25 protein-coding genes are annotated in these 24,143 nt (G+C 58.6%); 13 read left to right on the forward strand and 12 right to left on the reverse strand.

Annotation, left to right across the window (positions count from 1 at the left end):
• Positions 1-10: 10 nt before the first annotated feature.
• Positions 11-1,162 (reverse strand): DcaP family trimeric outer membrane transporter, encoded by a 1,152-nt coding sequence (locus tag ACR0EK_RS05525; RefSeq protein WP_480481956.1) that lies wholly within the window; start codon positions 1,160-1,162, stop codon positions 11-13.
• A 650-nt stretch (positions 1,163-1,812) separates the two neighbouring features.
• Between ACR0EK_RS05525 and ACR0EK_RS05530 the strand changes: the two genes are divergently transcribed.
• Complete coding sequence (locus tag ACR0EK_RS05530; protein ID WP_209504584.1) at positions 1,813-2,016, forward strand: hypothetical protein; 204 nt, start codon at positions 1,813-1,815, stop codon at positions 2,014-2,016.
• A gap of 116 nt (positions 2,017-2,132) precedes the next feature.
• Positions 2,133-4,178 (forward strand): ATP-binding protein, encoded by a 2,046-nt coding sequence (locus ACR0EK_RS05535; RefSeq protein WP_480899112.1) that lies wholly within the window; start codon positions 2,133-2,135, stop codon positions 4,176-4,178.
• 76 nt (positions 4,179-4,254) lie between these two features.
• On the opposite strand, the gene ACR0EK_RS05540 is transcribed toward ACR0EK_RS05535, so the two are convergent.
• Positions 4,255-4,701, reverse strand: coding sequence for a DUF4174 domain-containing protein (locus ACR0EK_RS05540; RefSeq protein ID WP_480967647.1), 447 nt, complete (start codon positions 4,699-4,701; stop codon positions 4,255-4,257).
• 168 nt (positions 4,702-4,869) lie between these two features.
• Here ACR0EK_RS05540 and scpA point away from each other — a divergent pair, with 168 nt between their 5' ends.
• From scpA to ACR0EK_RS05570, 6 genes are all read left to right on the forward strand, one after another.
• The gene (scpA, locus tag ACR0EK_RS05545; protein ID WP_480967648.1) at positions 4,870-6,996 is read left to right on the forward strand and encodes a methylmalonyl-CoA mutase; all 2,127 of its coding nucleotides are present in this window, start codon (positions 4,870-4,872) and stop codon (positions 6,994-6,996) included.
• 103 nt (positions 6,997-7,099) lie between these two features.
• Positions 7,100-7,702, forward strand: a complete 603-nt coding sequence (locus ACR0EK_RS05550; protein WP_480967649.1) for a VOC family protein — start codon at positions 7,100-7,102, stop codon at positions 7,700-7,702.
• The gene (locus tag ACR0EK_RS05555; RefSeq protein ID WP_480967650.1) at positions 7,699-8,187 is read left to right on the forward strand and encodes an N-acetyltransferase family protein; all 489 of its coding nucleotides are present in this window, start codon (positions 7,699-7,701) and stop codon (positions 8,185-8,187) included. Before ACR0EK_RS05550 ends, ACR0EK_RS05555 begins: the two co-directional genes overlap by 4 nt.
• Before the next feature lie 45 nt (positions 8,188-8,232).
• Entirely contained in the window at positions 8,233-8,913 is a 681-nt protein-coding gene (locus ACR0EK_RS05560) for a molecular chaperone DjiA (RefSeq protein ID WP_267365678.1), read from the forward strand.
• Between the two features lie 4 nt (positions 8,914-8,917).
• The gene (locus ACR0EK_RS05565) at positions 8,918-9,919 is read left to right on the forward strand and encodes an endonuclease/exonuclease/phosphatase family protein (RefSeq protein WP_480545819.1); all 1,002 of its coding nucleotides are present in this window, start codon (positions 8,918-8,920) and stop codon (positions 9,917-9,919) included.
• Positions 9,920-9,956: 37 nt separating this feature from the next.
• Complete coding sequence (locus ACR0EK_RS05570; RefSeq protein WP_480486355.1) at positions 9,957-10,331, forward strand: hypothetical protein; 375 nt, start codon at positions 9,957-9,959, stop codon at positions 10,329-10,331.
• Positions 10,332-10,343: 12 nt separating this feature from the next.
• Here ACR0EK_RS05570 and ACR0EK_RS05575 read toward each other — a convergent pair whose 3' ends face one another.
• The 5 genes from ACR0EK_RS05575 to ACR0EK_RS05595 all read right to left on the reverse strand — a co-directional run bounded on the left by ACR0EK_RS05575 (position 10,344) and on the right by ACR0EK_RS05595 (position 16,129).
• On the reverse strand, positions 10,344-11,888 hold the full coding sequence (locus tag ACR0EK_RS05575; protein ID WP_480486354.1) for a Ppx/GppA family phosphatase: 1,545 nt from the start codon (positions 11,886-11,888) through the stop codon (positions 10,344-10,346).
• A gap of 49 nt (positions 11,889-11,937) precedes the next feature.
• Positions 11,938-12,627: an HdaA/DnaA family protein gene (locus ACR0EK_RS05580; RefSeq protein WP_480899108.1), complete on the reverse strand. Its 690-nt coding sequence runs from the start codon at positions 12,625-12,627 to the stop codon at positions 11,938-11,940.
• Positions 12,628-13,701 (reverse strand): AI-2E family transporter, encoded by a 1,074-nt coding sequence (locus ACR0EK_RS05585; RefSeq protein ID WP_267365997.1) that lies wholly within the window; start codon positions 13,699-13,701, stop codon positions 12,628-12,630.
• A gap of 89 nt (positions 13,702-13,790) precedes the next feature.
• Complete coding sequence (locus ACR0EK_RS05590; protein WP_480899106.1) at positions 13,791-14,765, reverse strand: isopenicillin N synthase family dioxygenase; 975 nt, start codon at positions 14,763-14,765, stop codon at positions 13,791-13,793.
• Entirely contained in the window at positions 14,765-16,129 is a 1,365-nt protein-coding gene (locus ACR0EK_RS05595; RefSeq protein WP_480899104.1) for an FAD-dependent oxidoreductase, read from the reverse strand. Before ACR0EK_RS05595 ends, ACR0EK_RS05590 begins: the two co-directional genes overlap by 1 nt.
• A gap of 169 nt (positions 16,130-16,298) precedes the next feature.
• Here ACR0EK_RS05595 and proS point away from each other — a divergent pair, with 169 nt between their 5' ends.
• A complete protein-coding gene (gene proS, locus ACR0EK_RS05600) occupies positions 16,299-17,639 on the forward strand; it encodes a proline--tRNA ligase (protein ID WP_480545763.1) in 1,341 nt (446 codons plus the stop codon).
• A gap of 126 nt (positions 17,640-17,765) precedes the next feature.
• On the opposite strand, the gene ACR0EK_RS05605 is transcribed toward proS, so the two are convergent.
• Positions 17,766-18,125 carry a hypothetical protein gene (locus tag ACR0EK_RS05605; RefSeq protein WP_267366022.1) on the reverse strand — a complete coding sequence of 120 codons (360 nt, stop codon included), beginning with the start codon at positions 18,123-18,125 and terminating at the stop codon, positions 17,766-17,768.
• Positions 18,122-18,430, reverse strand: a complete 309-nt coding sequence (locus ACR0EK_RS05610; protein ID WP_480899102.1) for a hypothetical protein — start codon at positions 18,428-18,430, stop codon at positions 18,122-18,124. Before ACR0EK_RS05610 ends, ACR0EK_RS05605 begins: the two co-directional genes overlap by 4 nt.
• 50 nt (positions 18,431-18,480) lie before the next feature.
• On the opposite strand from ACR0EK_RS05610, the gene ACR0EK_RS05615 reads away from it, so the two are divergent.
• Complete coding sequence (locus ACR0EK_RS05615) at positions 18,481-19,776, forward strand: lipoprotein-releasing ABC transporter permease subunit (protein WP_480481931.1); 1,296 nt, start codon at positions 18,481-18,483, stop codon at positions 19,774-19,776.
• Positions 19,769-20,455, forward strand: coding sequence for an ABC transporter ATP-binding protein (locus tag ACR0EK_RS05620; RefSeq protein ID WP_480899100.1), 687 nt, complete (start codon positions 19,769-19,771; stop codon positions 20,453-20,455). The genes ACR0EK_RS05615 and ACR0EK_RS05620 overlap by 8 nt, the downstream gene beginning before the upstream one ends.
• Here the strand turns inward: ACR0EK_RS05620 and ACR0EK_RS05625 are convergent.
• Complete coding sequence (locus tag ACR0EK_RS05625) at positions 20,439-20,876, reverse strand: DMT family transporter (protein ID WP_480899098.1); 438 nt, start codon at positions 20,874-20,876, stop codon at positions 20,439-20,441. The genes ACR0EK_RS05620 and ACR0EK_RS05625 overlap by 17 nt on opposite strands.
• Before the next feature lie 97 nt (positions 20,877-20,973).
• Here ACR0EK_RS05625 and ACR0EK_RS05630 point away from each other — a divergent pair, with 97 nt between their 5' ends.
• Positions 20,974-21,387, forward strand: a complete 414-nt coding sequence (locus ACR0EK_RS05630; RefSeq protein ID WP_209504565.1) for a c-type cytochrome — start codon at positions 20,974-20,976, stop codon at positions 21,385-21,387.
• Here ACR0EK_RS05630 and ACR0EK_RS05635 read toward each other — a convergent pair.
• Together ACR0EK_RS05635 and ACR0EK_RS05640 are read right to left on the reverse strand one after the other, a co-directional pair.
• Positions 21,384-22,070, reverse strand: coding sequence for a hypothetical protein (locus tag ACR0EK_RS05635; protein WP_480899096.1), 687 nt, complete (start codon positions 22,068-22,070; stop codon positions 21,384-21,386). The two genes, ACR0EK_RS05630 and ACR0EK_RS05635, sit on opposite strands and share 4 nt — an antisense overlap.
• Positions 22,071-22,112: 42 nt before the next feature.
• Entirely contained in the window at positions 22,113-22,775 is a 663-nt protein-coding gene (locus tag ACR0EK_RS05640; protein WP_480899094.1) for a DNA-3-methyladenine glycosylase I, read from the reverse strand.
• 417 nt (positions 22,776-23,192) lie between these two features.
• On the opposite strand from ACR0EK_RS05640, the gene ACR0EK_RS05645 reads away from it, so the two are divergent.
• Positions 23,193-24,143 (forward strand): ABC transporter substrate-binding protein, encoded by a 951-nt coding sequence (locus tag ACR0EK_RS05645; protein ID WP_209504562.1) that lies wholly within the window; start codon positions 23,193-23,195, stop codon positions 24,141-24,143.

Here is a 24,143-nt window from a genome sequence, read left to right on the forward strand (position 1 = left end):
ATGTGTGGTCTCAGAAGTTCAACTGGGCCGCAAGCTGAACGCGGCTGCCATCAAAGGTTCTGCCGGTGGGCGCGTCGTTCCTCTCGCCATAGATGTATTCGGCGCTGAGCGTCAGACTGTCTGTCGCCTTGTAGAACGCGTTGACATGGATGGTTTCCAGTTCGGTGAAGGACAGCGTGCCGGTCGAGGTCGGCAGATCATAGTCTTCACGACCGTAAGCAATGCCGACATTCCATTTTGCACCGATGTCCTGCCTGAATTCCACGGTGTAGCCATCCACATCGTTGGCCTGCCCACCGACGATGGCATCGCCGAGACCGATCAGGTACGGGCCAAGCGCCTCACCTGTGACGTAGTTGACTTGGAACAACCCGCCTTGCCAGGGGCGAATGCCGCCGGAAAGCGTAAAGCCGGTTTGATCCACTTCGACATTGCCGGAATTGGCTTTACCGTACAAAACGGCACCACGGGCAATGTACGTACCGTCGTTATATTCCGCCGAGGCCGTCAGGACGGGATCATCGGAATTCGACCCGCTGACGTTCTCTTCGATCGAGACCGCAAACTGTGCATTGCTGCCAAGCTGTCCGGTGTATCTCAGCTGTGGGACACGAGCGAATGCGATACCCACGGGGCCGTTGAATTCGACAGTGGTCGGGTAGGTGTCCAATGGTTGGAAGTTGGTCCAGTACTGACCAATCAGGAACTGATCGCCGATGGTGATGTTGGCATGGCGAATGCGCAATTCAGCCGTGCCGCCGGAACCGAACAGGTCAAGCTCAAGCTGTCCGCCAATGTCACCGATCCCGCTTGGGGTGGTGGTGCGCAGTCCGATCCGCGATTGGCGAACGGTTGCCCCGAAGGTGCCATCGGTCGCGGCCGAGGGTTCGCCGATAACATTCACGAACGCCGTATCCCCCTGATCGTAGTCGAAGTCATAGAAGAAATCGGCCTTCACGTATCCGTAAACGTCCAAAACGGTGTTGCCGATGCGGAAATCTCCGTTGGCGGGGCCGCTTTTGTCGGCTTCCAGCGCCTCGACCCGGGCGCGCAAAGCGTCGAGTTCGGCCTGGGTCTGGGCGTCCTGGGCAACAGCAAACGTGCCGGTCACACTGAGCGCAGAGGCAGCGAGCAGGAGTGCCTTTTTTCTAGTCATAGTCATGTGGGTGTTCCTTTGAGTGCGAGTGTGCCCAAGGACCGTTTCACGCAGCAGAAATCTTTGGAAATCACGAGAAAGAGAATAGAACCATCTGATTTCTCAATAAAATGTGCCTTTTTCGACTTCTTGAATCACAGCGTCTTGAACCTGTCATCTAACGCGCTGTTGCGCCGTAATTCCTTCGCCGGTGGAGTGGCGGCGATTCGTGATGCTGCAACCGCAGAAAGCATCGGAAGCGACCCATTTTGTAACGAAACTGTGACGGTGAACGGGGCTTTCGTGCTGGTAATTCACTTGAATGCTGTCGGCACGATGTTGCGCGCCATGTTGTGGCTTGGGCAGAAACCAGCCGAGTTGTCCCAGGGAAACAATACTGTGTTTGCTCAACAGATTGTGCCGTGCAAACTGAATGGGCCGTGCGGCTCTACTTTGCCTGCGCCGCACATGCACCTACTATTCCGTACCCCTTCCTTGCGCGGGCAGGCTTGTGTTCCCCACATAGACCTGTCCGCGTTTTTCTTTTTGGCCTCCACGGCCAAAGAGAAGCGAAAACCTGCACAAAACCTGCCTGCAGCTGCATTGATATTGAATAACAGGCCCCATTTCGCGCATCTGATCCCAAAGGAACCAAGAAACCTAAAAGGGCAGACACAATGCGATTCTCGAAACTCATCCTTGTTGCGGCGACCTGTGCGGGTCTGGCCGCGTGCGGTGACACCACGGGCGAACAGGCACTCCTTGGCGGTGGTGCCGGGGCTGTGGGGGCCGCGGTCCTCAATGCCGACCCGCTGTTTGGCGCGGCCGTCGGCGCAGCGGGCAACGTGCTGTACTGCAAGACACAGAACAACTGTAACTAACGCATATCCTTCGGGGCGCCTGGCGCCTCAGCCATCATTGCGCATCACGCCGTCGTGGGGATCGTACCCTGCGGCGGCGTTTTGCGTTTCCGGAACACCAAGCCAAAGGACGTTTCATGTTCAATAAGATCCTGATCGCCAACCGGGGCGAGATCGCCTGCCGGGTCATCAAGACCGCCCGCAAGATGGGTATCGGCACCGTTGCCATTTATTCGGACGCGGACAAGAACGCGCTGCATGTGTCGATGGCCGACGAAGCCGTGCATATCGGTCCGCCCCCGGCGAACCAGTCCTACATTGTGATCGACAAGGTCATGGATGCCATCCGTCAAAGCGGTGCGCAGGCGGTTCATCCCGGCTATGGCTTCCTGTCGGAGAACTCGAAATTCGCCGAGGCGCTCGAGGCCGAAGGTGTTGCCTTTGTCGGCCCCCCTGTCGGTGCAATCGAAAGCATGGGCGACAAGATCACGTCGAAGAAGATCGCACAGGAGGCCGGAGTTTCGACGGTTCCGGGTTACATGGGGCTGATCGAAGACGCGGACGAGGCGGTCAGGATCTCGAACGACATCGGTTATCCGGTCATGATCAAGGCCAGCGCCGGTGGTGGTGGCAAGGGCATGCGCATCGCGTGGAGCGATGAAGAGGCGCGCGAAGGCTTTCAGTCGTCCAAGAACGAAGCCGCAAACTCGTTCGGAGATGACCGGATCTTCATCGAAAAATTCGTAACTCAGCCGCGCCATATCGAAATTCAGGTTCTGTGCGACAGTCACGGAAATGGCATCTACCTGGGCGAGCGTGAATGCTCGATCCAGCGCCGGAACCAGAAAGTGGTGGAAGAGGCGCCGTCACCCTTCCTTGATCCCGAAACCCGCAAGGCGATGGGTGAACAGGCTGTCGCTCTGGCCAAGGCCGTGAACTACGCGAGTGCTGGTACGGTCGAGTTCATTGTGGACGGAGACAAGAACTTCTACTTCCTCGAAATGAACACGCGCCTGCAGGTGGAACACCCTGTCACGGAACTGATCACCGGCGTCGATCTGGTCGAGCAGATGATCCGTGTCGCAGCGGGTGAAAAGCTATCGATAACGCAGGATGACGTGACCCTGACCGGCTGGGCGATTGAAAACCGTCTGTATGCGGAAGACCCGTATCGCAACTTCCTGCCGTCGATCGGTCGTCTGACCCGGTATCGCCCGCCGCAGGAAACCGCGGCCGGTCCGTTGCTGGTCAACGGTAAATGGCAGGGTGAAGCCCCCGAAGGCGAAACCGCCGTACGTAACGATACCGGCGTCTACGAGGGCGGCGAGATCAGTATGTATTACGACCCGATGATCGCCAAGCTCTGCACTTGGGCCCCGACCCGCGAAAAAGCAATCGAAGCGATGCGCGTGGCGTTGGACAGTTTCGAAGTGGAAGGCATCGGTCACAACCTGCCGTTCCTGTCGGCAGTGATGGATCACCCGAAGTTTGTCAGCGGTGACATGACAACGGCCTTTATCGCTGAAGAATATCCAGACGGGTTCGAGGGCGTAACGTTGCCCGAAGTGGATCTGCGCCGGATTGCTGCATCCTGCGCCGCGATGCACCGCGTCGCCGAAATCCGGCGCACCCGCGTGTCGGGCCGGATGGACAATCACGAACGCAAAGTAGGCAAGCGCTGGGTTGTGACATTGCAGGGGCAGGATTTCGCCGTGCAGGTCAATGCCGACAAAGAGGGGTCAACGGTCAAGTTTGACGACGGATCGTCCCTGCGTGTCGCGTCGGACTGGACGCCGGGCGATCAACTTGCGGTTCTGGACGTGGATGGCAGCCCGCTGGTTCTGAAAATCGGCAAGATCTCGGGCGGTTTCCGCGTTCGCAACCGCGGCGCGGACTTGAAAGTACATGTGCGCCGCCCACGGCAGGCGGAACTGGCCAAACTGATGCCGGAAAAACTGCCGCCTGATACCTCGAAGTTGCTGCTCTGCCCAATGCCGGGCCTAGTCGTGAAGGTCGATGTCGAAGTGGGGCAGGAAGTGCAGGAAGGTCAGGCGCTTTGCACGATTGAGGCGATGAAGATGGAAAACATCCTGCGTGCCGAAAAGAGGGGCGTGGTGGCCAAAGTCAATGCAGGCCCCGGTGACAGCCTTGCTGTGGACGACGTGATCATCGAGTTCGAGTGACCATGTTGGCGCTTTCGATATACATTCCAACGTTCCCGGCGCATCGCGCCGGGGCCATTGGGTGTGGCGAAAGCGTTCAGCCCCCTTCGCGCCGGTCGCGGATCTCGCGTTCGCGCAGGGGGGTCTTGTCGATAGATCTGCCAATCTCACGCACGCTCCACGGGCTGGGTTTGCGCAATTTGACCACGCCGTCCTTGTCGACGAACACCATCTGGAAACCACGCGGTCGCAGCTTGGTCCGGATCGGGGACCGGGCAGACGGGTCCGTGTCTGTTAGCACGATGACATCGCGGTCGCGCATGGCTGCTTCTTCTGCGACAAGCATATCGATCTGCTGCTTGAACCGCGGATCGGCGGGCGTGTCAGCGAAAACCACAATGGGGCGTTTGACCCATAAAAACTCGCTGAGTTCACTTTCACCCACCGGGCGGACAAAACTGTCATCAGACGTCGCGGTTCCGTCTGCCGCCAGGGCAGCCAGAGGGATTAGTGCCGAGAAAACAAAGGCAAGCGTGCGTATCATGTGGCCTCCTGTTCTATCGAATATAGCCCCTGTGCCCGCGATTGCGACCGGCGATTTGCGCCGGGTGACCACATTTTCGCGCTTGCGCCTGGATGATCAGGCCAAGTGCAGGACCTTGGCGCGGACGCTTTCAGCGGCCGCCATCCGTATTGACGAGAGGAAATCGAAATGACCGACACAAAGGACTGGACAGCGCTTGCCGAGAAAGAGCTGCGCGGACGTCCGTTGGACGACCTGACCAAGGAAACGCTGGAAGGCATCGCGGTCAAACCGCTTTATACCCAGGAAGACACCGCCGATCTGCCGCATATGGGGTCGTTGCCGGGCTTTGGCCCGTTTACTCGCGGTGTTAAGGCCACGATGTATGCGGGCCGTCCATGGACGATCCGCCAATATGCGGGTTTCTCAACCGCCGAAGAATCCAACGCCTTCTATCGCCGCAACCTGGCAGCAGGCCAGCAGGGCGTTTCGGTTGCCTTCGATCTGGCGACACATCGCGGCTACGACAGCGACCATCCACGCGTTGTGGGCGATGTCGGTAAGGCAGGCGTTGCCATCGACAGCGTCGAAGATATGAAGATCTTGTTCGACGGCATCCCACTGGACAAGGTCTCGGTCTCGATGACCATGAATGGCGCGGTTGTTCCGATCCTGGCCAGTTTCATTGTTGCGGGTGAAGAACAGGGTCACGACAAATCTGTCCTGTCCGGCACCATTCAGAACGACATTCTGAAAGAATTCATGGTGCGCAACACCTATATCTACCCGCCTGAACCGTCGATGAAGATCATCTCGGACATCATCGAATACACGTCGAACGAGATGCCCAAGTTCAACTCGATCTCGATCTCGGGCTATCACATGCAAGAGGCCGGGGCGAACCTTGTACAGGAACTGGCCTATACGCTGGCTGATGGGCGTGAATACGTCCGTGCCGCGACTGAGGCCGGGATGGACGTGGACAAGTTCGCTGGTCGTTTGTCCTTCTTCTTTGCCATCGGCATGAATTTCTTCATGGAGATCGCCAAATTGCGCGCCGCGCGCACGCTGTGGCATCGCGTCATGACCGAGTTTGGAGCAAAGTCCGAACGTTCAAAGATGCTGCGCACCCATTGCCAGACTTCCGGTGTATCGCTTCAGGAGCAAGACCCTTACAACAATGTCATCCGCACCGCCTATGAAGCGATGAGTGCAGTTCTTGGGGGCACCCAGTCCCTGCATACAAATGCTCTGGACGAGGCAATTGCGCTGCCCACCGATTTCTCGGCCCGCATCGCGCGGAACACGCAGCTCGTGCTTCAGGAAGAAACCGGTGTAACTGATGTGGTCGATCCGCTGGCCGGTTCCTACTATGTCGAAAGCCTGACCAATGAACTGGTCGAAAAAGCCTGGGCCCTGATGGAAGAGGTCGAGGAGATGGGTGGCATGACCAAGGCGGTTGCCTCGGGCATGCCCAAGCTGCGGATCGAGGAAAGCGCGGCCCGTCGTCAGGCCATGATTGACCGGGGCGACGAAGTGATTGTTGGCGTCAACAAGTACCGCAAGGAACAGGAAGACCCGATCGACATTCTGGATGTCGACAACGTCGCCGTACGCGAGGCGCAGGTGGCGCGGCTGGAACGTATCCGTGCAACCCGTGACGAGGCTGCTTGCCAACAGGCGCTGGACGCCCTGACCAAGGCTGCCCAAGAGGGCGGAAACCTGCTGGCTGCTGCGGTCGAGGCCGCCCGCGCCCGCGCATCCGTAGGAGAGATCAGCATGGCAATGGAAAAGGAATTCGGCCGCCACCGCGCCGAAGTGAAAACCCTGGCCGGCGTTTATGGCGCGGCCTATGAGGGTGACGAAGGCTTTGCCGCGATCCAGAAATCCATCGAGGAATTCGCCGAGGCCGAAGGCCGTCGCCCCCGTCTGCTGGTGGTCAAGATGGGGCAGGACGGTCATGACCGTGGGGCCAAGGTGATTGCCACCGCGTTCGCCGATATCGGGTTTGACGTAGACGTTGGCCCCTTGTTCCAGACCCCGGCCGAGGCCGCGCAGGACGCGGTGGACAATGACGTGCATGTGGTCGGTATTTCCTCGCAGGCGGCGGGGCATAAAACGCTGGCACCGCAGCTGGTGGAAGAGCTGAAGAAAGCAGGGGCCGACGATATCATTGTGATCTGTGGCGGGGTGATCCCGCAGCAGGATTACCAGTTCCTGTATGACCACGGGGTTAAGGCCATCTTTGGTCCGGGCACCAACATTCCCGAGGCCGCTCAGGACATTCTGCGCCTGATCCGCGAAGCGCGGCCCTGACATAAGGCAAGACTTTCAACGAAAGCTCTTGTGATCCTGCGCCAATGGCGAAAACATGCGACCGGATCCCTTTGGGTCCGGTCGTTTTCGCAGGAGGGTGCACATGTTACTCGATCATCTGGCCGTCGCGGGCGAAACGCTTGAAGAAGCGTCTGCGCATATCGAACAGGCGCTTGGTGTTGCACTGCAACCCGGTGGGAAACACGAAACATTCGGGACACATAACAGGCTGCTGGGGCTCAGGGATGGGCTCTATCTGGAAGCGATTGCCATCGATCCGCAGGCGCACCCTCCGGGCAGGCCGCGATGGTTCGATCTGGACAATTTTCAGGGCGGACCGCGTTTGACGAACTGGATATGCCGGGTCGAGGATATCGTGGCCACACTGTCGATCTTCCCCGATGGCACCGGAGAGCCCATCGATCTGACCCGCGGCGCGTTGCAATGGCGCATGGCGGTTCCGCCAACGGGGCGTTTGCCGTTTGACAATCTGTTTCCCGCCCTTATCGAATGGCAGGGCGACCTGCACCCGGCAAACATGTTGCAGGACAGCGCGTGCCGGTTGCGGCGTCTGGTTGTCTACCACCCCGACGCCCTGACACTAGCCCGTCAACTGGGTGAGCTGGATCATGTGGTGTTCGATACCGGCCCCGCGGCTTTGCAGGCAGAGATCGAGACACCTCATGGGCTTCGGGTGCTGGAATGAACATACGCCCGGCCACAGTGTCAGATGCACCCGCCATTGCCCGGATCACCAATGCGATCATCCGGGACACTTTGGTCACTTTCACGACGGACGAACGCAGCGCCGCCCAGATTGCCGAAGATATCAAGGCACGCGTGCCTGGTTATCTGGTTGCCGAGCACGACAGCCACGTTATCGGCTTTGCCACATATGGCCCTTTCCGCACCGGGCCCGGTTATGCGCAAACATGCGAACATACGATCCAGCTGTTACCGGACGCGCGCGGCAGAGGGGTGGGGCGTGCTTTGATGTCCGCGCTTCAGGATATTGCGCAAGCCCAAGGCGTTCATGTTCTGGTCGCGGGCATATCCTCGGCCAATCCGGGGGCCGAGGCGTTTCATGCCGCACTTGGCTATTCGAAAGTCGGGCTGATGCCCGAAGTCGGCTTCAAATTCGGCCAGCGACTGGACCTTGTGCTGATGCAGAAAATTCTTGGTGATGAATGACCTGTTGGACCTGACAGTCCTGAATTGTGACGCTAGGGTGCGGTCATGTCGATCTGGACTCGCATATCCGATGCGCTCAGCGCGCTTGCCCAGGGCGAAAGCCTGACCGCAGTTTTTGAAAAACTACGCTCGCCACCGGAACGGTCCGTGGCCTTTACGATTGCGGTCATCGCACTGGGTGCCAAAATGGCCAAGGCAGACGGTCAGGTGACCCGTGATGAGGTCACCGCCTTTCGCGACGTGTTTCAGATCGCGCGCGAAGATGAGGAAGGTGCAGCCCGCGTCTTCAACATGGCCCGTACGGACGTGGCGGGATATCAGGACTACGCCCGCAAAATTGCCCGCATGTTTTCCGAAGACAGCACAACCCTGTGTGACCTGATGGAAGGTCTTTTTCACATCGCGATGGCGGATGGTTTCTATCATCCGAACGAAAACGCGTTTCTCGAAGATGTCAGCCAGATTTTCGGGCAAACCGACGCGCAGTTCAAAGCACTGCGGGCGCGCTTTGTTCCGGATGCGCCAAACGATCCTTACACGGTTCTGGGCGTTCCACATGACATGCCGCTGCCCGACATTCGCAATGTCTGGCGGCAGCTGGTTCGGGAAACGCACCCCGACGCCATGATGGCCCGGGGTGTCCCCGAAGAGGCGATCCGGCTGGCCGAGAAAAAGATGATCGACATCAATCGCGCCTGGGATGAAATCAACGGCGCGCGGGCCTGATCAGATGCGGCTGGCGACCTATAATATCGAATGGTTCGCCAATCTGTTTGACCAGAAAGACAGGCTGATCGTCGATGACAGCTGGTCCGGCAGGCACGACGTCACCAAAGCGCAGCAGATCGAAGCGATTGCCAAGGTTCTGACTGCCATTGACGCTGATGCGATTGTAATCGTCGAGGCGCCCAACACGGGCAGACGTCAGAACACGGTTCGGGCCCTGCAAGCCTTTGCCGAAGCGTTCGACTTGCGCACGTCTGATGCGGTGATGGGCTATGCAAACGACACGCATCAGGAACTGGCATTGCTCTATGACAGAACGGTGCTGAGTGTTCGCCACGATCCCAAGGGAGATATTGCAGATACCACAGCCCCCCGGTTCGATGGTGTATTCAAAATCGACCTCGACATTGATGCGACCGAGGATGTCGTGCGGTTCTCCAAACCGCCGATGGAACTGGCGGTGACGACGCAAGCGGGGCACAACATCCGCCTGATCGGGGCACATCTGAAATCCAAGGCACCGCACGGTGCCGAATCGCGGGACGAGGCGATCCGGATTTCGATTGCCAATCGCCGCAAACAGCTGGCGCAAGCGATCTGGCTTGCACGGCGCGTCGAATGGCATGTTGCGCAAAAACAGCCCGTCATTTTGCTGGGCGATCTGAACGATGGCCCCGGGCTGGATGAGTTTGAGCACCTCTTTGGCCGCTCGTCGGTCGAGGTGTTGCTGCAAGCCGGATTGTTCGACCCGAACGCCGTCACAGCCTACAGGTTTCGGCCCGGGCCGGTGCCTGCTACTGCGCGCTTTGCCCGCCCGGAAGAAGGTAAATTTCTGGACGCATTACTGGATTACATAATGATTACAACGGACCTGCAAGCATATCGCCCGTCCTGGCGTATCTGGCACCCGTTTCAGGATGCCGCCTGTTGGGCTGAACCGGAATTGCGGCAGGCGCTTTTGACGGCCTCCGATCATTTTCCGGTCACGCTTGATATTGAACTGTGACCTTTCCAGCCTGCCACACGGGCCTTATATGTCAGGTATGAAACGCATCTTGCTGATCAGTACGATCTCAGTGTTCCTTGCCGCGCCTGCAATGGCGCAGGAAGACAATGAAAAATCCCTGATGGAACAGGGGGCCGAACTGTTTTTCGAAGGTCTGCGCAAGGAAATGGAACCGGCATTGGAAAACTTGCTGGGTCTGGCGGAAGAGCTTGGCCCGGCGATGCAGTCATTCTTGCAGCAGATGGGCCCGGCGCTTGCTGAACTGGCGGCTGAGGTCAAGGACTGGAGCGTTTATGAGCCGCCCGAGATCCTGCCCAATGGCGATATCATTATCCGCAGAAAACCGACCCAAGAGCCATCTGAGCCTGAAAAGCGGGATATCGAGGTGCCCGAAGGACCTACAGATATCTGACCCGCTCAAATGTCAGCCTTTGACAATCACGCGAGTCTGAGATTTCAGCGCTGCTGCCAAGGCGCTTAACCGGGCTTCTGCCACTTCGCTGAACAGGGGGGCTGCGGCCTCGGGCAGATACAGTTCCAGCTCTCGCTTTTTGGGGAAAAACTTGAGCTGCCCCATATTGGCATCGTTGTGCATCCACAGCATCGCGCCAAACCGCATGGCCTTGCCCAGAATCTCGGCCTGTTTCTGGCTTTTTTCATCCAGCAATTCGTAAAGCCGAGAGAACCGGTTGCCTTCCCGTTTGTTGCGATAGCGGTGTTGCAGTGCCAATCCGATGAAGACACGCTCGGAATGCTTCAAACCACCCAGATTGGCGCGCGTGACGTTGTCGAAACACACCTCGGCCCGATAGTCGGGATGCGCGCGCCAGCTTACATCGTGCAGCAGGCAGGCCGCCTTGATCAGGCGCACTTTGCTGGGCGGTGCCGATCTGAACAGCGGGATGACAAAATCATAGAGATTGCTGCCAAATCCTGGCAGGCGCGCGTCCTTTGCTTCCGAGAACCGGCTGGCTTCGATCAGCGGGTCGCGATCGCGCACTTCCTGCGGCATCTGCTCATATAGCAACCCCTCGCGAATCCCATAGCTTGAGATGGCGATATCTTTGGGTTTGAACGTGCGGATCAGCCGCGCCAGAACGTCCATCGCATACGGGATAAGCGCCATGCGCGAGCTCGACACGCCCGCCTGAGCACGCAGCTTTTCGCCATCGTGTTTTTCGATGTATTTGATCGTCTCGCGCACCTGTTTGGTGGTCATGCGGTATTCATGCAGAACGTTCAGCGGATAGCCCCGCCGCAGCATGTCCAGCCGCGCAAAGGCGCGCCAGCTGCCGCCGACCAGAAACAAACGGTCTCGCTGCTGGCCCATCTGATTGCGCAGATCCTCCATCGTTTCCTTGATATGCGCTTTTCGCGCGCGCCGCCCGCCTTTGATGTCGCGCAGTTTCAGCGGCCCAAGCGGCGAGGTTACGCGACGGCCGACCTGACCACCGCCGATTTCGGCCAATTCCATCGACGATCCGCCAATATCGCAGATCAATCCATAGGCTCCGGGCCACCCCAAAAGGACACCCTGCGCCGACAGGCGGGCTTCCTCGTCACCGTCAATGATAGACACCTGCAAACCGGTTTCAGCCTGCACCTGGTCGCAAAACTCGGGCCCATCCGAGGCTTCGCGCACAGCAGCGGTGGCGACAACATGCAAACCGGGCAAATCCAGATCCATTGCCAGGTGCTGGAACCGTCGTAGTGCCGACAAGGCGCGTTCGCGGCCACGCGGGTTCAGTCGCCCGGTTTCGGACAGGCCCGCCCCCAGTTCGCACATGACCTTTTCATTGTAGAAATAGGCCGGTGATCGGGCCGCCCCGTCGAAAATGACCATCCGGACCGAGTTCGACCCGACATCGACAACCCCGACGCGCGACAGCGCCCGTGCGTCCGGTTTGTCAAACAGGGGCTTTCCGAACGTTCCCCAGTCCGGGATATCGGTTTTGACGGTCTGATCCATGTGTGTTCCAGATAGTTCTGCCTGAGGATGCGAAATTGACGTCAGCGGGTCAATCATTGGTCTCGACCTCATCCGGGGCCGTGTTCAGTACGCGAATGGCAAGCGCGCGTGTAATGTCGCGTTTTTCAGCCAGGGCCAGTTGGTCCAGTTGGGATACAACGTCGGCTGCGCTTTCAAACCGCCGGTCCATATGCTTGACAAGATAGGCGATGACATCGGGGCCGGGGTTGAGCTGCCTGTCGACAAACAGCTTGGCAAGTACTGCGCCCAGCAATGCGTCATCGGGCGGATCCAGTGCGACGTGATGGGCGCCTTCGACCCGGCTTTGCAGGTCGGCCAGCGGCAACTCCCAGAATTTCGGTGCAAGACGGCCTGTCATCAGCAGGGGGTGCCCCTCGGCCAGAACAAGATTATGCAGGTGGAACAGCGTTTTTTGCAGCTCGAGATCGCCGGCGATCAAAGGCACGTCTTCGATCGCAATCGGCATACGCGCCAGGTCTGGCACATCGTCATATCTCAGGTCTCTGGCCTGAAGGATTCGACCGCCGGTTTCAGCGGCCCAGACATGGGCCAGATGGGTTTTGCCCGCGCCAGCAGGCCCACTCAGCACCAGTTTGTTGCCGGGCCAGGACGTGGCCGAGATCATTGCCACCGCCAGCGCATTGGCCGGTGACACAAAGAAGTCCTCTCGCCCGAGCGCAGTTTTGGCGGGCAGATCAAAGCTGAGTTGTCGGGCCATTTACTCGGTTTCCTGATCCAGACCTTCAAGACCAGTGTACAATCTGCTGTCGAGGTATAGCGATGTGGCAAAGCGGGCCAGAACGCCCAATGCTGCGGCGACCGGGACTGCCACCAACATGCCCACAAAGCCAAACAGCGCGCCAAAGACCGACAGGGCCAGCAGCAACCAAACCGGATGCAGCCCGACAGAGCTGCCGACCAGCTTGGGTGTCAGGAAATTGCCTTCAGTGACCTGCCCAATGGCAAAGATACCCGCGATAAGCCCGATATGAGCCCAGTCGCCCCAGAACTGAAACAGCGCAAGCCCAATGGCCAGCGAGCCTCCGATAAGGGCGCCCAGATAGGGTATGAACGTGACCAGGCCCGCGATAAAACCCACAATCAGGCCGAATTGCAGACCAGCAAGCATTAGTGCGACCGCGTAATAGGTGCCAAGGATCAAACAAACTGTTCCCATGCCGCGCACGAACGAGGCCAGAACCGCATCGATCTCGCCGGCCAGCCGCCTGATGATGGGAGCGTGGTCACGTGGCAGCAGCTCTCCGATGCGGGCGGTCATGCGGTCCCAGTCCAACAGCAAGTAGACGGCCACGACCGGCACAATGACCAACAGAACAACGATGTTGATCGCGGAACCCAGCGAGGTCAGCAGCGTCTGCATAACGTCCCCGGTTTTGGATTTCAGCGTTTCGCCAAAGGACACTAGCATCGCGTGCGTGCTTGATTCCCGGTCAAGCAATGACGGGAATTGTTTTTCTATGAAACTGCGCAACTGTTTGAACAGATCAGGCAGTACATCGACAAGATCCAGCAACTGGGTGATCAGCGCAGGGACCACCATCAGAATTGCCAGTACAAATCCCAGAACACCGACGACCGTGATGACAGCCGTGGCGGCCATACGCGACAGGCCCAGCCGCTCCAGCCGGTCAGCGACCGGATCAAGGAAATAGGCAATGGCCCCGCCGATGACAAAAGGCAACAAGACATCGCCAAGGGCCCACAGGATCAACGCGAAAACCGCAGCGGCGATGCTCCAGTATCTCAGCTGATCCTTAACCGGCAAAGCCATGTCGATCCCCCTGTTCAGGCCCTTGCAGGTGTTCTTGGCGCATCAAAGCCCATGATGCAAGCGGTTCATGGCGCTTGGGTTTGCAGGGGTCAGCCGCGCAAGGTTCCCAATTCAGGCGTGTCTTTGGTGGCGGTCTCATCGGGCCAGTTCGTACGCCAAATCTCGGCCGACCAGTGCCCGCAATGAACCGCCGGACGGTCAAAGCCGGGCAGGGGTGGCAGCAAAGGCGCGACGACGACGTCGTGACGGGGCACCGCGAAATAGGGAAAAGAATACCGTTCCTGACCCGATCGGTTCACAACCCGATGGGGCGTGGATTTCAACCGCCCGCCCGACCACAGTTCAAGCATGTCGCCGATATTCACCACGAAACCACCGGGCGGGCAGTCGGGCGTGATCCAGCCGCCGCTGCGGGTCTGCACCTCAAGCCCGCCCACCGGATCGGGGGCAATGATGGTCAAGGCGTCGGTATCCTTGTGCGGATGGATGCCATAGCCTGCCTCATCTTCGGCCTGAGGCGGGTAATGCAACAGGGTCATGTTGGTCATCGGGTCCCGGAATGCACCGCGCAGCGAGTCGGCTTTCAAATCCAACCCTGCTTCTAACGCGCCCAGCAACAGATCGGTGACGCGATCCAGTTGCCGCCAGTAACCCAGAATGACCTCTTTCGCGCGTGGTACATCGTCCGGCCAGAGGTTCGGCCCGTATAACGCACAATCCTCACGCACCGGGTCGTCTGCTGCGACCTCGTGGTGCAGTTTGTACCCCTCGTATTTGTCGGCTTTGCCCGAGCCATCATTGGGTGTGAAGAACCCCATGGGAATATAGCCGCGATAGTTAGCGCGGGTGATGGCCTGATCCCATTTTCCTGCGTCATCGACGGCAAAAATCTCTCGGGTGATCTGACGCACCTGATCCACGGTCTGCCGGGATACGCCTGTTCCGGTGATCGACAAAAAGCCGATCCCCTGACAGGCCGCAAGGATGTGCCGGACCGTCGCGTCATAGGCTTCGGTTCCCGGGGCAGTCAAAGGCGCGATGTCAATCGTTGGGATATTGTCCATCAGTGAATCCTCACCCCCTGACGTTGCAGTTCCGCGTGAACAGGTGCCAGATTCAGCTGGTCCAGCTCCTGATTGCTTTTCAATGATACCGCTGCGGCGATTCCCGCGCCCTGACCCATGACCGCGCAACAGGCCATGTTGCGCGTGGCGGCATGCGCCACCCGGTCCGCGCCATGTGACCGTCCTGCAACCAGCAGGCCTTTGATGCCCTTGGGCAGCATCGACCGATAAGGGATTTGCATATACCGCCCCGTAGTTGGCAGGATCAGAATGCCATAGCCGTCGATGAACTCGGGATAGATACCTATTGTATCTTCGAACCGGCCCTGATGGCGGGCATCGTTTTCGGTCATGTTGTAAACCGCGTCGATCTTGCGGGTGTCGCGGATGCCGATGGTCATCCCAAAATTCCGCAAACGAGCGTTTTCGCAACCGGGCATGAACCGGCGCAGCGCGTCGATGGCCAGCATGGTCTGGCGGCGGCCTTCAATCTCGCCGCGCGTCAGGCTGTCGGGGTCGGTGCCATCGATCTCGGCCAGATGGATGAGGTTCATGTAGGTCAGCTCGCCCGTGTCATGCATCGCGCCCCAGGTTCCGGCGATGGTATTCAGGTGCGGCGGGATCAGCCCCTCATCAATCGCTTGCTGGAACGGTTTCTTGACGAAGGGTGAGAACATGTCGTCCTCTTTCCCCGAGGTTTCGATATTCCACTCTCCGCCGCCGCCCCAGTCCTTGTAGGTCTGCGGGTCAGCTTTCACACCTTCCATGAAGGCGCGTTTATCGACGCCCGCCAGATGGAACATGACCGAAGCGGCCATCATGTCCTCGCGCGGAGTTTTGTGGGTCGGTGCGCTCGCGCGGTGGGCCACATCCGCGTCGCCGGTGGCATCGATGACGACCTTGGCCAAAATCGCTTCGCGCCCGGCTTTGGATTCTGTGATGACGCCGGTGATCCGGTCACCTTCCAGGATCGGGGCCACGAAATGCCGATGCAACATCGGATGCACACCCGCTTCTTCGACCAGCTTGTCGGCGACCAGTTTGAAGCCTTCGCTGTCCAGCTCATAGCTCAGCGACTGGCTTTCCGGAACGGCGGCGCCCATCTCCTTGGCGCGGGTCTCGAATTCCATCCCGATGCCACCTGCCTCGACGGTTTGCTCGTGCCGGTACCAGGCAAATCCTTCGACGCCGACGGCAGTGATGTTGCCACCCATGCAGCCAAACCGATCAATCAAAGATACCTCGGCCCCCGCACGTGCCGCTGCAAGCGCCGCTGCCAACCCGGCAGGGCCAGAGCCCACGACCAGGACATCGGTTTGATGAATGACGGGGATTTGGCGTGCGGGTTCCTGAATGGTTTGCATCAGCGCCTCATGGAATTTGCGTTTCCGCTACCATTGGATTTCCCGATTGGCGGGTCAATCAAAAAACCGACTGCCGCAAGGTCGGAAAAACACCAATGCGCGATTGCCCCCGGCGGGGCTTTGGCATAATCACCTGTCCAGTCGAATTCTTACCTTTGAAGGTCCGTCCATGCGCCTGAGCCGTTACTTTCTGCCCGTTCTCAAGGAAACCCCGTCCGAGGCTCAGATCGTCAGCCACCGACTGATGCTGCGTGCAGGGATGATCAAGCAGGCCTCTGCCGGGATTTATTCCTGGTTGCCGCTGGGCTTCAAAGTGCTGCGCAAGCTGGAAAACATCGTCCACGAGGAACAGGCGCGGGCCGGTCACATCGCGATCCAGATGCCCATCATCCAGTCGGCGGATCTGTGGCGTGAATCCGGGCGCTATGACGATTACGGTCAGGAGATGCTGCGGATGAAGGACCGGCATGACCGGGACATGCTGTTCACGCCGACGGCCGAGGAATTGGTTACAGATATCTTCCGCGGCCACGTCAGCAGCTACAAGGATCTGCCGCTGACGCTCTACCAGATCCAGTGGAAGTTTCGCGATGAAATCCGCCCGCGTTTCGGCGTGATGCGGGGCCGTGAATTCTACATGAAGGACGGATACAATTTCGACCTGACCAAGGAAGATGCGCTGCACGCCTATAACCGCCATCTGGTCAGCTATCTGCGCACTTATGAACGGATGGGACTTCAGGCGATTCCGATGCGCGCCGATTCCGGCCCCATCGGTGGCGATGACACGCATGAGTTCCTGGTTCTGGCCGATACCGGCGAATCCGAAGTTTTCTATGACAGTGCTGTCACTGACCTGACCTTTGGCGACCGTGACATCGATTATGACAACCGCGAACAGTGTCAGGCCATTCTGGAAGAGTTCACTTCGAAATACGCCCGCACTGATGAAACCCATGACGAGGCGCTGTTCAATCAGATCCCCGAAGAACGTCGCCGCGTGGCGCGTGGCATCGAGGTGGGTCAAATCTTTTACTTTGGCACCAAATACTCCGATCCCTTGGGCGCGACTGTCCAAGGCCCGGATGGCAAACCGGTTCCGGTTCACATGGGCAGCCATGGTATCGGTGTCAGCCGCCTTGTAGGAGCAATCATCGAGGCCAGCCATGACGACAAGGGCATCATCTGGCCCGAGGGCGTGACCCCATTCCATTGCGGTATCGTCAACCTCAAGCAGGGCGATGAAGAAGCAGATTCAGCCTGTGACAAGATCTACACGGCGCTGACGGCTTTGGGTCTGGAGCCGCTCTATGACGACCGCAACGAACGCGCAGGCGGCAAATTCGCCACGATGGACCTGATCGGTCTGCCCTGGCGCATCACGGTTGGCCCGCGTGGTCTGAAGAATGGTGTGGTTGAACTGACCTGCCGCCGTACCGGCGAAAGCGAGGAACTGAGCCCCGAGGCGGCCGTTACCAAAGTTGCTGAGATTTACCAGCAGATCGCCTGAGCCACCATCCGTTGCTGCATTAAGCAGGCGTTGAAACACGCCCCGTGATCTGGAAGGGGTGCCGGAGGCTCAGATCTGGCGGCCCTTCCCAAGCTACCTGAATTGACCGCGTCAGTCGGCAGGTTCTCAGTTTTGATCCGACGTCGGGCGCTCGGCCAGGACGTCTCCGTTGGCTCCGTCACCTGTCGCCACAACAATCGGGCGGCCAAGGCGGCTGATCAGTTCGCGAAACTCGATATCCAGAAAGCGCAATCCGCAAATCCGCGCATCAGTTGCCCGATCCGTGATACACAAACGGCCTTGACGGAAAACCAGACGATATCCTTTGTCTTTCAGGATGTCTGCCAAATTGCCCCAGCTTGCTGCGGTGACAAAGATCGGCCGGATGGCCGCGCGCAGCAAGGCTGCGGTCTCACAATCCAATTCTGTTGAAGCCTGACGGGTCGAAATTGCACCCGCGCCATTGGTTGAAATTCGTAAATTCATTGAGCGACCCCCGCTCTTTTAATGTGTTCCCCCATGGTTAGGGTGGCAAAGTTTCTGAAAATAATCAAAAAGAGTAATAAAATTTCGCACTTATTGTTGCCTTTACGATTCAGTGGCTCACGATGTGCGATGATTAACGTCATACCTGAAACAATCACCTTCTGTCTGTGATGCGCTTCACAACTCATGGTGTAGCGCCCGAATTGGAAGACACCTGTTTTGCACGTGTATTTTGATCGTGCCACGAAACGATTCGGCTCTTTCAGGCTGAGGAGCCAGTTCAGAGTGACAACCGGCTTGACCATTGGGTGAAATGCCGAAAGGGTCGCCGCAAACAAGAAAACCCGGAGCAGGCATGGCCAAGACACCCCCGCCCTTTGCCCCTTTCGAATGGAAAATCGCCTGGCGATATCTGCGCGCGCGCAGGGCCGAAGGCGGTGTCAGCGTGATGACATGGATATCACTGATCGGGATCACGCTTGCTGTGTTTGCACTGATTGCAACGCTGGCTGTCCGTTCAGGTTTTCGCTCTGAATTCGTCGGCACCATTCTGGGTGCCAATGCGCATGTGACGGTCTATTCCTCGGGTGAATTTGACGCGCAGGGCCGGGTGGATCGAACAATTGCCGACTACAAGGAACGCACCGACCGTATTGCGCAGGTGCCCGGAGTTGAGCGTGCCGCACCGCTGGTGAAGGGGCAGGTGCTGATCACCAACCGCGACAGCAGCAGCGGGGTCGAGGTGTTTGGCATCCGACCCGACGATCTGCTCGACTTGCCGGGTATCGCGCAGGCGGAACAGGCGGCGGGGGACCTGTCGGACTTCCAGACGGGTGAGGATGTCATCGCCATTGGATCGGGTGTGGCCCGCAGCATCGGGGCCACTGTCGGGGATGTGGTCAAACTGACCTCGCCCAACGGGGTCAAAACCGCCTTTGGCACGTCGCCGCGCGTGAATGCCTATCGTGTTGTCTATGTGTTTTCGGCCGGTCGCTATGACATCGACCGCACCCGCGTCTACATGCCGTTTTCTCAGGCGCAGGGCTTTTTCAACCGTGAAGGTGTGGCGGATGAGATCGAAGTGATGGTGGACAAGCCCGAAGATCTTGGCCCGATCCTGATTCCCATTCTTGAGGCGTCGGGTGAGCGCAGTCAGATATGGACATGGCAGGACGCATCCGGCGGCTTTCTACGCGCGCTTGAGGTTGAGGATAATGTGATGTTCATCATCCTGTCGATCCTCGTTCTGATTGCTGCGATGAACATCGTTTCGGGCCTGATTATGCTGGTAAAGAACAAGGGGCGCGATATCGGAATCCTGCGCACGATCGGCCTGAGCGAGGGATCGGTTCTGCGCGTCTTTTTCATCTGCGGTGCGTTCACCGGCCTGATTGGCACTGCAATGGGGGTCATCCTGGGATGCCTCTTTGCGATCTACATTGATCCGATTTTCTCATTCGTAAACTACGTGATGGGCGGTGGCGTGTGGGATCCGTCGATCCGTGGCATCTACGCCCTGCCGGCCGAACTGCATCTGAGCGATGTGCTCAAGGCGACGGGCCTGTCGCTTGGCCTGTCTTTCATCGTCACCTATTTCCCCGCCCGCCGCGCGGCGCGGCTGAACCCGGTCGAGGCGCTGCGCTATGAATGATGTCACCTTGCGACTGAACGGTCTGACCAAGACCTACCTCAAAGGCACACCGGGCGAGGTGCAGGTTCTGCGCGGGGTCGATCTGGAGCTGCGCGCGGGTGAGGCCGTGGCCATGGTTGCGCCGTCAGGGGCGGGCAAATCAACGCTTTTGCACATCGCCGGTCTGCTGGATCGGCCTGACGACGGAACCGTGGAAATCGGGGGGCAGAATGTGAACGGCAAGGGCGACCGAACCAGAACGGCGTTGCGTCGGCAGGATATCGGGTTCGTATATCAGTTCCATCACCTGCTGCCCGAGTTTACGGCGCTGGAAAACATCACATTGCCGCAACTGGCCAATGGCGCGTCCGAAAAAGCTGCTCAGGCACGGGCATTGGACTTGCTGGACCGTGTGGGCGTCGCCCCGCGCGCCAGCCACCGCCCTGCGGCGCTGTCGGGCGGTGAACAACAACGCGTGGCTTTTTGCCGGGCGCTTGCCAACGCGCCGCGTGTTTTGCTGGCTGACGAACCGACAGGCAATCTGGACCCTGAAACTTCGGATCAGGTGTTCGATGCGCTGATGACACTGGTGCGGGACGAGGGATTGTCGGCGTTGATCGCGACCCACAACCTCGAACTGGCGGCGCGCATGGACCGAATGGTCCGGCTTGAGGGCGGCGTGCTCAGGCCAGTTGAGTGATTGCAACACCGATGGCCATGACCGCGATACCACTCGCCCGCATCAGGGTGAGGGGTGCCACCTGTGCGCCGAACAGGCCGAAGTGATCGATTGCCGCGGCACTGATCAATTGCCCCAATAGGACAAAGAACACGGCGTTTCCCACACCGAAATGCGGGGCGACATGGGTGATCGACAACACATAGAATGCAATCAGGATGCCAGCGAACAACAGGTGTTTCGGGGCCTGCGCAACCTTGGACAAGGCTGCAATACCGGGAAACAACAGCATGGTCAGCGCCGAGGCGGCCAGGGCAATTGCAAACAGCACCACGGCTGCCGTTGTTGGTGATCCGATGACCTTGCCAAGGGCCGCGTTAAGAGCAGCCAGTATCGGAACTCCAAATCCGGCGGCCAGCATGATGGCTGCATATTGTGTCATTGCCCGAACCCTCTGCACCTGTTTCGTTGATCTGGATCATTGCGCCCATATGCCTGTCGGGCAACCCTGCAAATGTCAATCGTGACAGGAGGATACGATGTTCAAGGCAACGATCGGTATGCTGGTTCTCGGGGTTTCGGCTGCTGCCACACAGGCTGCTTGGGCGCAGGATGCGGCGACCGGAGAGGAACTCTATTTGCATTACTGTGCGACCTGTCACGGGATTGACGCAACGGGGCAGGGGCCGATGGCCAGCGTGCTGGTTGTTCAGCCGTCCGATCTGACCGCATTGTCCGGCGAAAGCGGGGTGTTTCCGACCGCCCGCGTTGTTGCCCGCATCGACGGCAGGGACCCGCTGGTCAGCCATGGCAGCCCGATGCCGGTCTATGGCCCTTATTTCGACGGGCAGGACACATCCATGAAAACACCGGAAGGTCAGCCGATCCTGACCAGCCAGCCGATCGTTGATCTGGTGGCATATCTGGAAACCCTGCAGCGCGCCCGGAACTAACTGCAAATCCCCTCGATCCTGGCTTCGCTCCACGGGATCAGGACCGGGCGCTCGCGCCCCTGTTCCGGCAAGGGTGACAGATCAAAATGGGCACCCAGCATGTCATGCAGTCTTTTGGTGCGCTTGGCCTGAGGGGCCAGCGCGCGACAGCACACGTATTCCTCTACGATTGCGCCCTGCTGTTCGAACCCGTAGGTCAGAAAATCCGGAGAGGTTTCGAGGTCGAACAGATACGGATCCCTCCGGCCCCCATGTTCCGCCGCAGCGCGCAGGGGGTGGTAACCGGTGGTCCGGCGATTCTGCCATTGCCAGACATGCGTCAGCTCATGGGCCAAAAGCATCGCGGCCAGCAGGTTCATCTGATCCGGAAAGTCGGACATATAGTCCTCCAGATACCAGTCGCGGGTAAAATAGACTTTGTTGAACAGGGCCACGGCGGCAGGTTTGCCCGTCACCGGCCCGGGGTCCACCGGGGGCAGAATGCGCTCGCGGCAGGCCAGTCGCGGGCGTTCTTCGCGGAAATACGTCACGTTGGTAACCGGGGCACCTTCGACCAGACGGATGTGATCCAGTTCCAGGGTTTCCCCCTGAATGGTTTCCGCAAAATCGCGCTCCTGCTCAGTCAACTCACGGCCGCAGGCGGCCAGCAACAAAAGAGAAGCAAAGAAAATTCGCAGAACCATAAGTTGATTCTTATTCTGCTGCGGGTATTCCGCAAACCGTTTTCACAGACTCATGGCCAGAACCCGGCTGATTTCCGTAAGTGATCGCCCGGACTGACCCATCCATGTATTAAAGGCGTTCTGAACCGCCTCCATCGCTTTCTTCGAGGTGGCAGGCTTGTCGATCACACCTTCGGCAATCAGCCGGGCGGTGACATCCTGAGACAGAATGAAACTGTCCCGCCCGGCAAACCGCATTGCGTACTGCGCCGAAGCGCCGCCCAGTCGGGCCCCGCGTTTTGCCAGCATTGCCAGAAGGTTGACGTAGTCATCAGATGGCCAGCCGCCTAACACTTTACCCGCGCCGCCTTCCTCACGCAGTTCAAGCAAGAATGCAGCGTTATCCCGTACAGCCGCGATCTTGGTTCCATTCCTTACGATGCGCGTATCCTGCAAAAGGGTGTCAAACTTCTCATCATCCATGAACGCGCATCGCCCCACGTCGAACCCGTTAAAGGCTGTTTCGAACCCGTCCCATTTGCTTTCGATGACTTTCCAGTTGAAGCCAGCCTGAAAGATGCATTTCGTGATGACCGACAGCCAGCGATCCTCGGGCATCGCTGCCAGTTCCGCGGGGGTTTTCGGTTTGCTCAGTTTTGCGTCCAGTGCTTCTGGACCGCCGTGGCGCGCGGCTGCGATTTCAAAGATTTCGTCAAACGTTCGCATCTGTCTAACCTTGATGTTGCCCGACTATAAATGTTTATCTTTTGTTCTTGTTTGGCAATGAAAAATCTGACCGTGTCCAGATTTGAGGCAGCCCAACGAATAACTGGATTCGCAGAAAAATGCGGATTTTCGAAAGAAGTTCTCGACAAAAGGTGGCAAAATGTTTTCTGATTGACTCGTCAGTCAACGTCCCGTCTTAGCGAAATGGAACAAGGCAAGCCGGGTTGGATGCGTAAAGGGAGCCGGGAGGGGGGAACAATCTGGCAGAAAGATCTTTTCCACAATTTGGAAACGGATCACTGTTCTTTTCCAGCCAAATTTGTGCATGCTGCGGCATGGCATTGTCATCAGACAGAAAGACCGGCGGGAAAATCCTTGCCGGGATGGGCAAAACAAATATGACAGGGAGTTAAGTCCATGAAAAAACTAAGTGTAAGCCTAATGGCTCTGAGCGTTGCAGGCGCGGCGCAGGCGGCGGATATGGGCGCCGTGGATGAACCGATCAAACTGGCGATCAACGAATGGACCGGCCAGCACGTCACCACGCATGTGGCGGGTGAGATGCTCAAGGCAGCCGGGTACAACGTCGAATATGTGACCGCTGGCATGATGAACCAGTTCCAGGCGCTGGCCGATGGCGACATCGACGCGACACTGGAAATCTGGTCTTCCAACGTTTCCGATGAATACGCCAAGAAAATCGGTGAAGGCACTGTGGTTGAAATCGGTGATCTGGGTCTGGATGCCAAGGAAGGCATCGCGTACCCGGCGCATGTGGCCGATCTGTGCCCGGGCCTGCCCGCATGGGAAGCGCTGAAAGATTGCGCTCAGGTCTTTGCGACGGCGGAAACTCTGCCCGGTGGTCGTCTTGTCGATTACCCGGCCGACTGGGGAACTCCGGGCGCGGATCGCATGACCGGTTTGGAATTGCCGTTCAAAGCCGTACCAGCAGGGTCCGAAGGGGCGCTGATCGCGGAATTGCGCGCCTCGACCGAACGCAAATCGCCGCTGCTGATCACTTTCTGGCAGCCGCATTGGGCGATGTCGGCCTATGACGTTCAATTCGTTGAACTGCCCGCCGGTGAAGAGGCGTGCTTTAGTGATCCGGCCTGGGGCCCGAACCCGAACGCTGTCAATGACTGCGACTTCTCGCCCTCGCGCATCTTCAAAGCTGGCTGGAGCGGTATGGAAGAGAAATGGCCAGCAGCCTTTGAAATCCTGACCAATTATCAGCTGGCGGTTGAAGACCAGCAGCCGATGATGGGCGCGATCGACGTTGACGGTGGAAAGGTCGAAGAAGTTGTCGCCGCATGGATGGCCGAAAACGAAGGCAAGTGGCGTCCGGTTGTTGACGCGGCAACCCAGTGA

The sequence above is a fragment of the Ruegeria sp. AE4 genome (assembly GCF_056542185.1).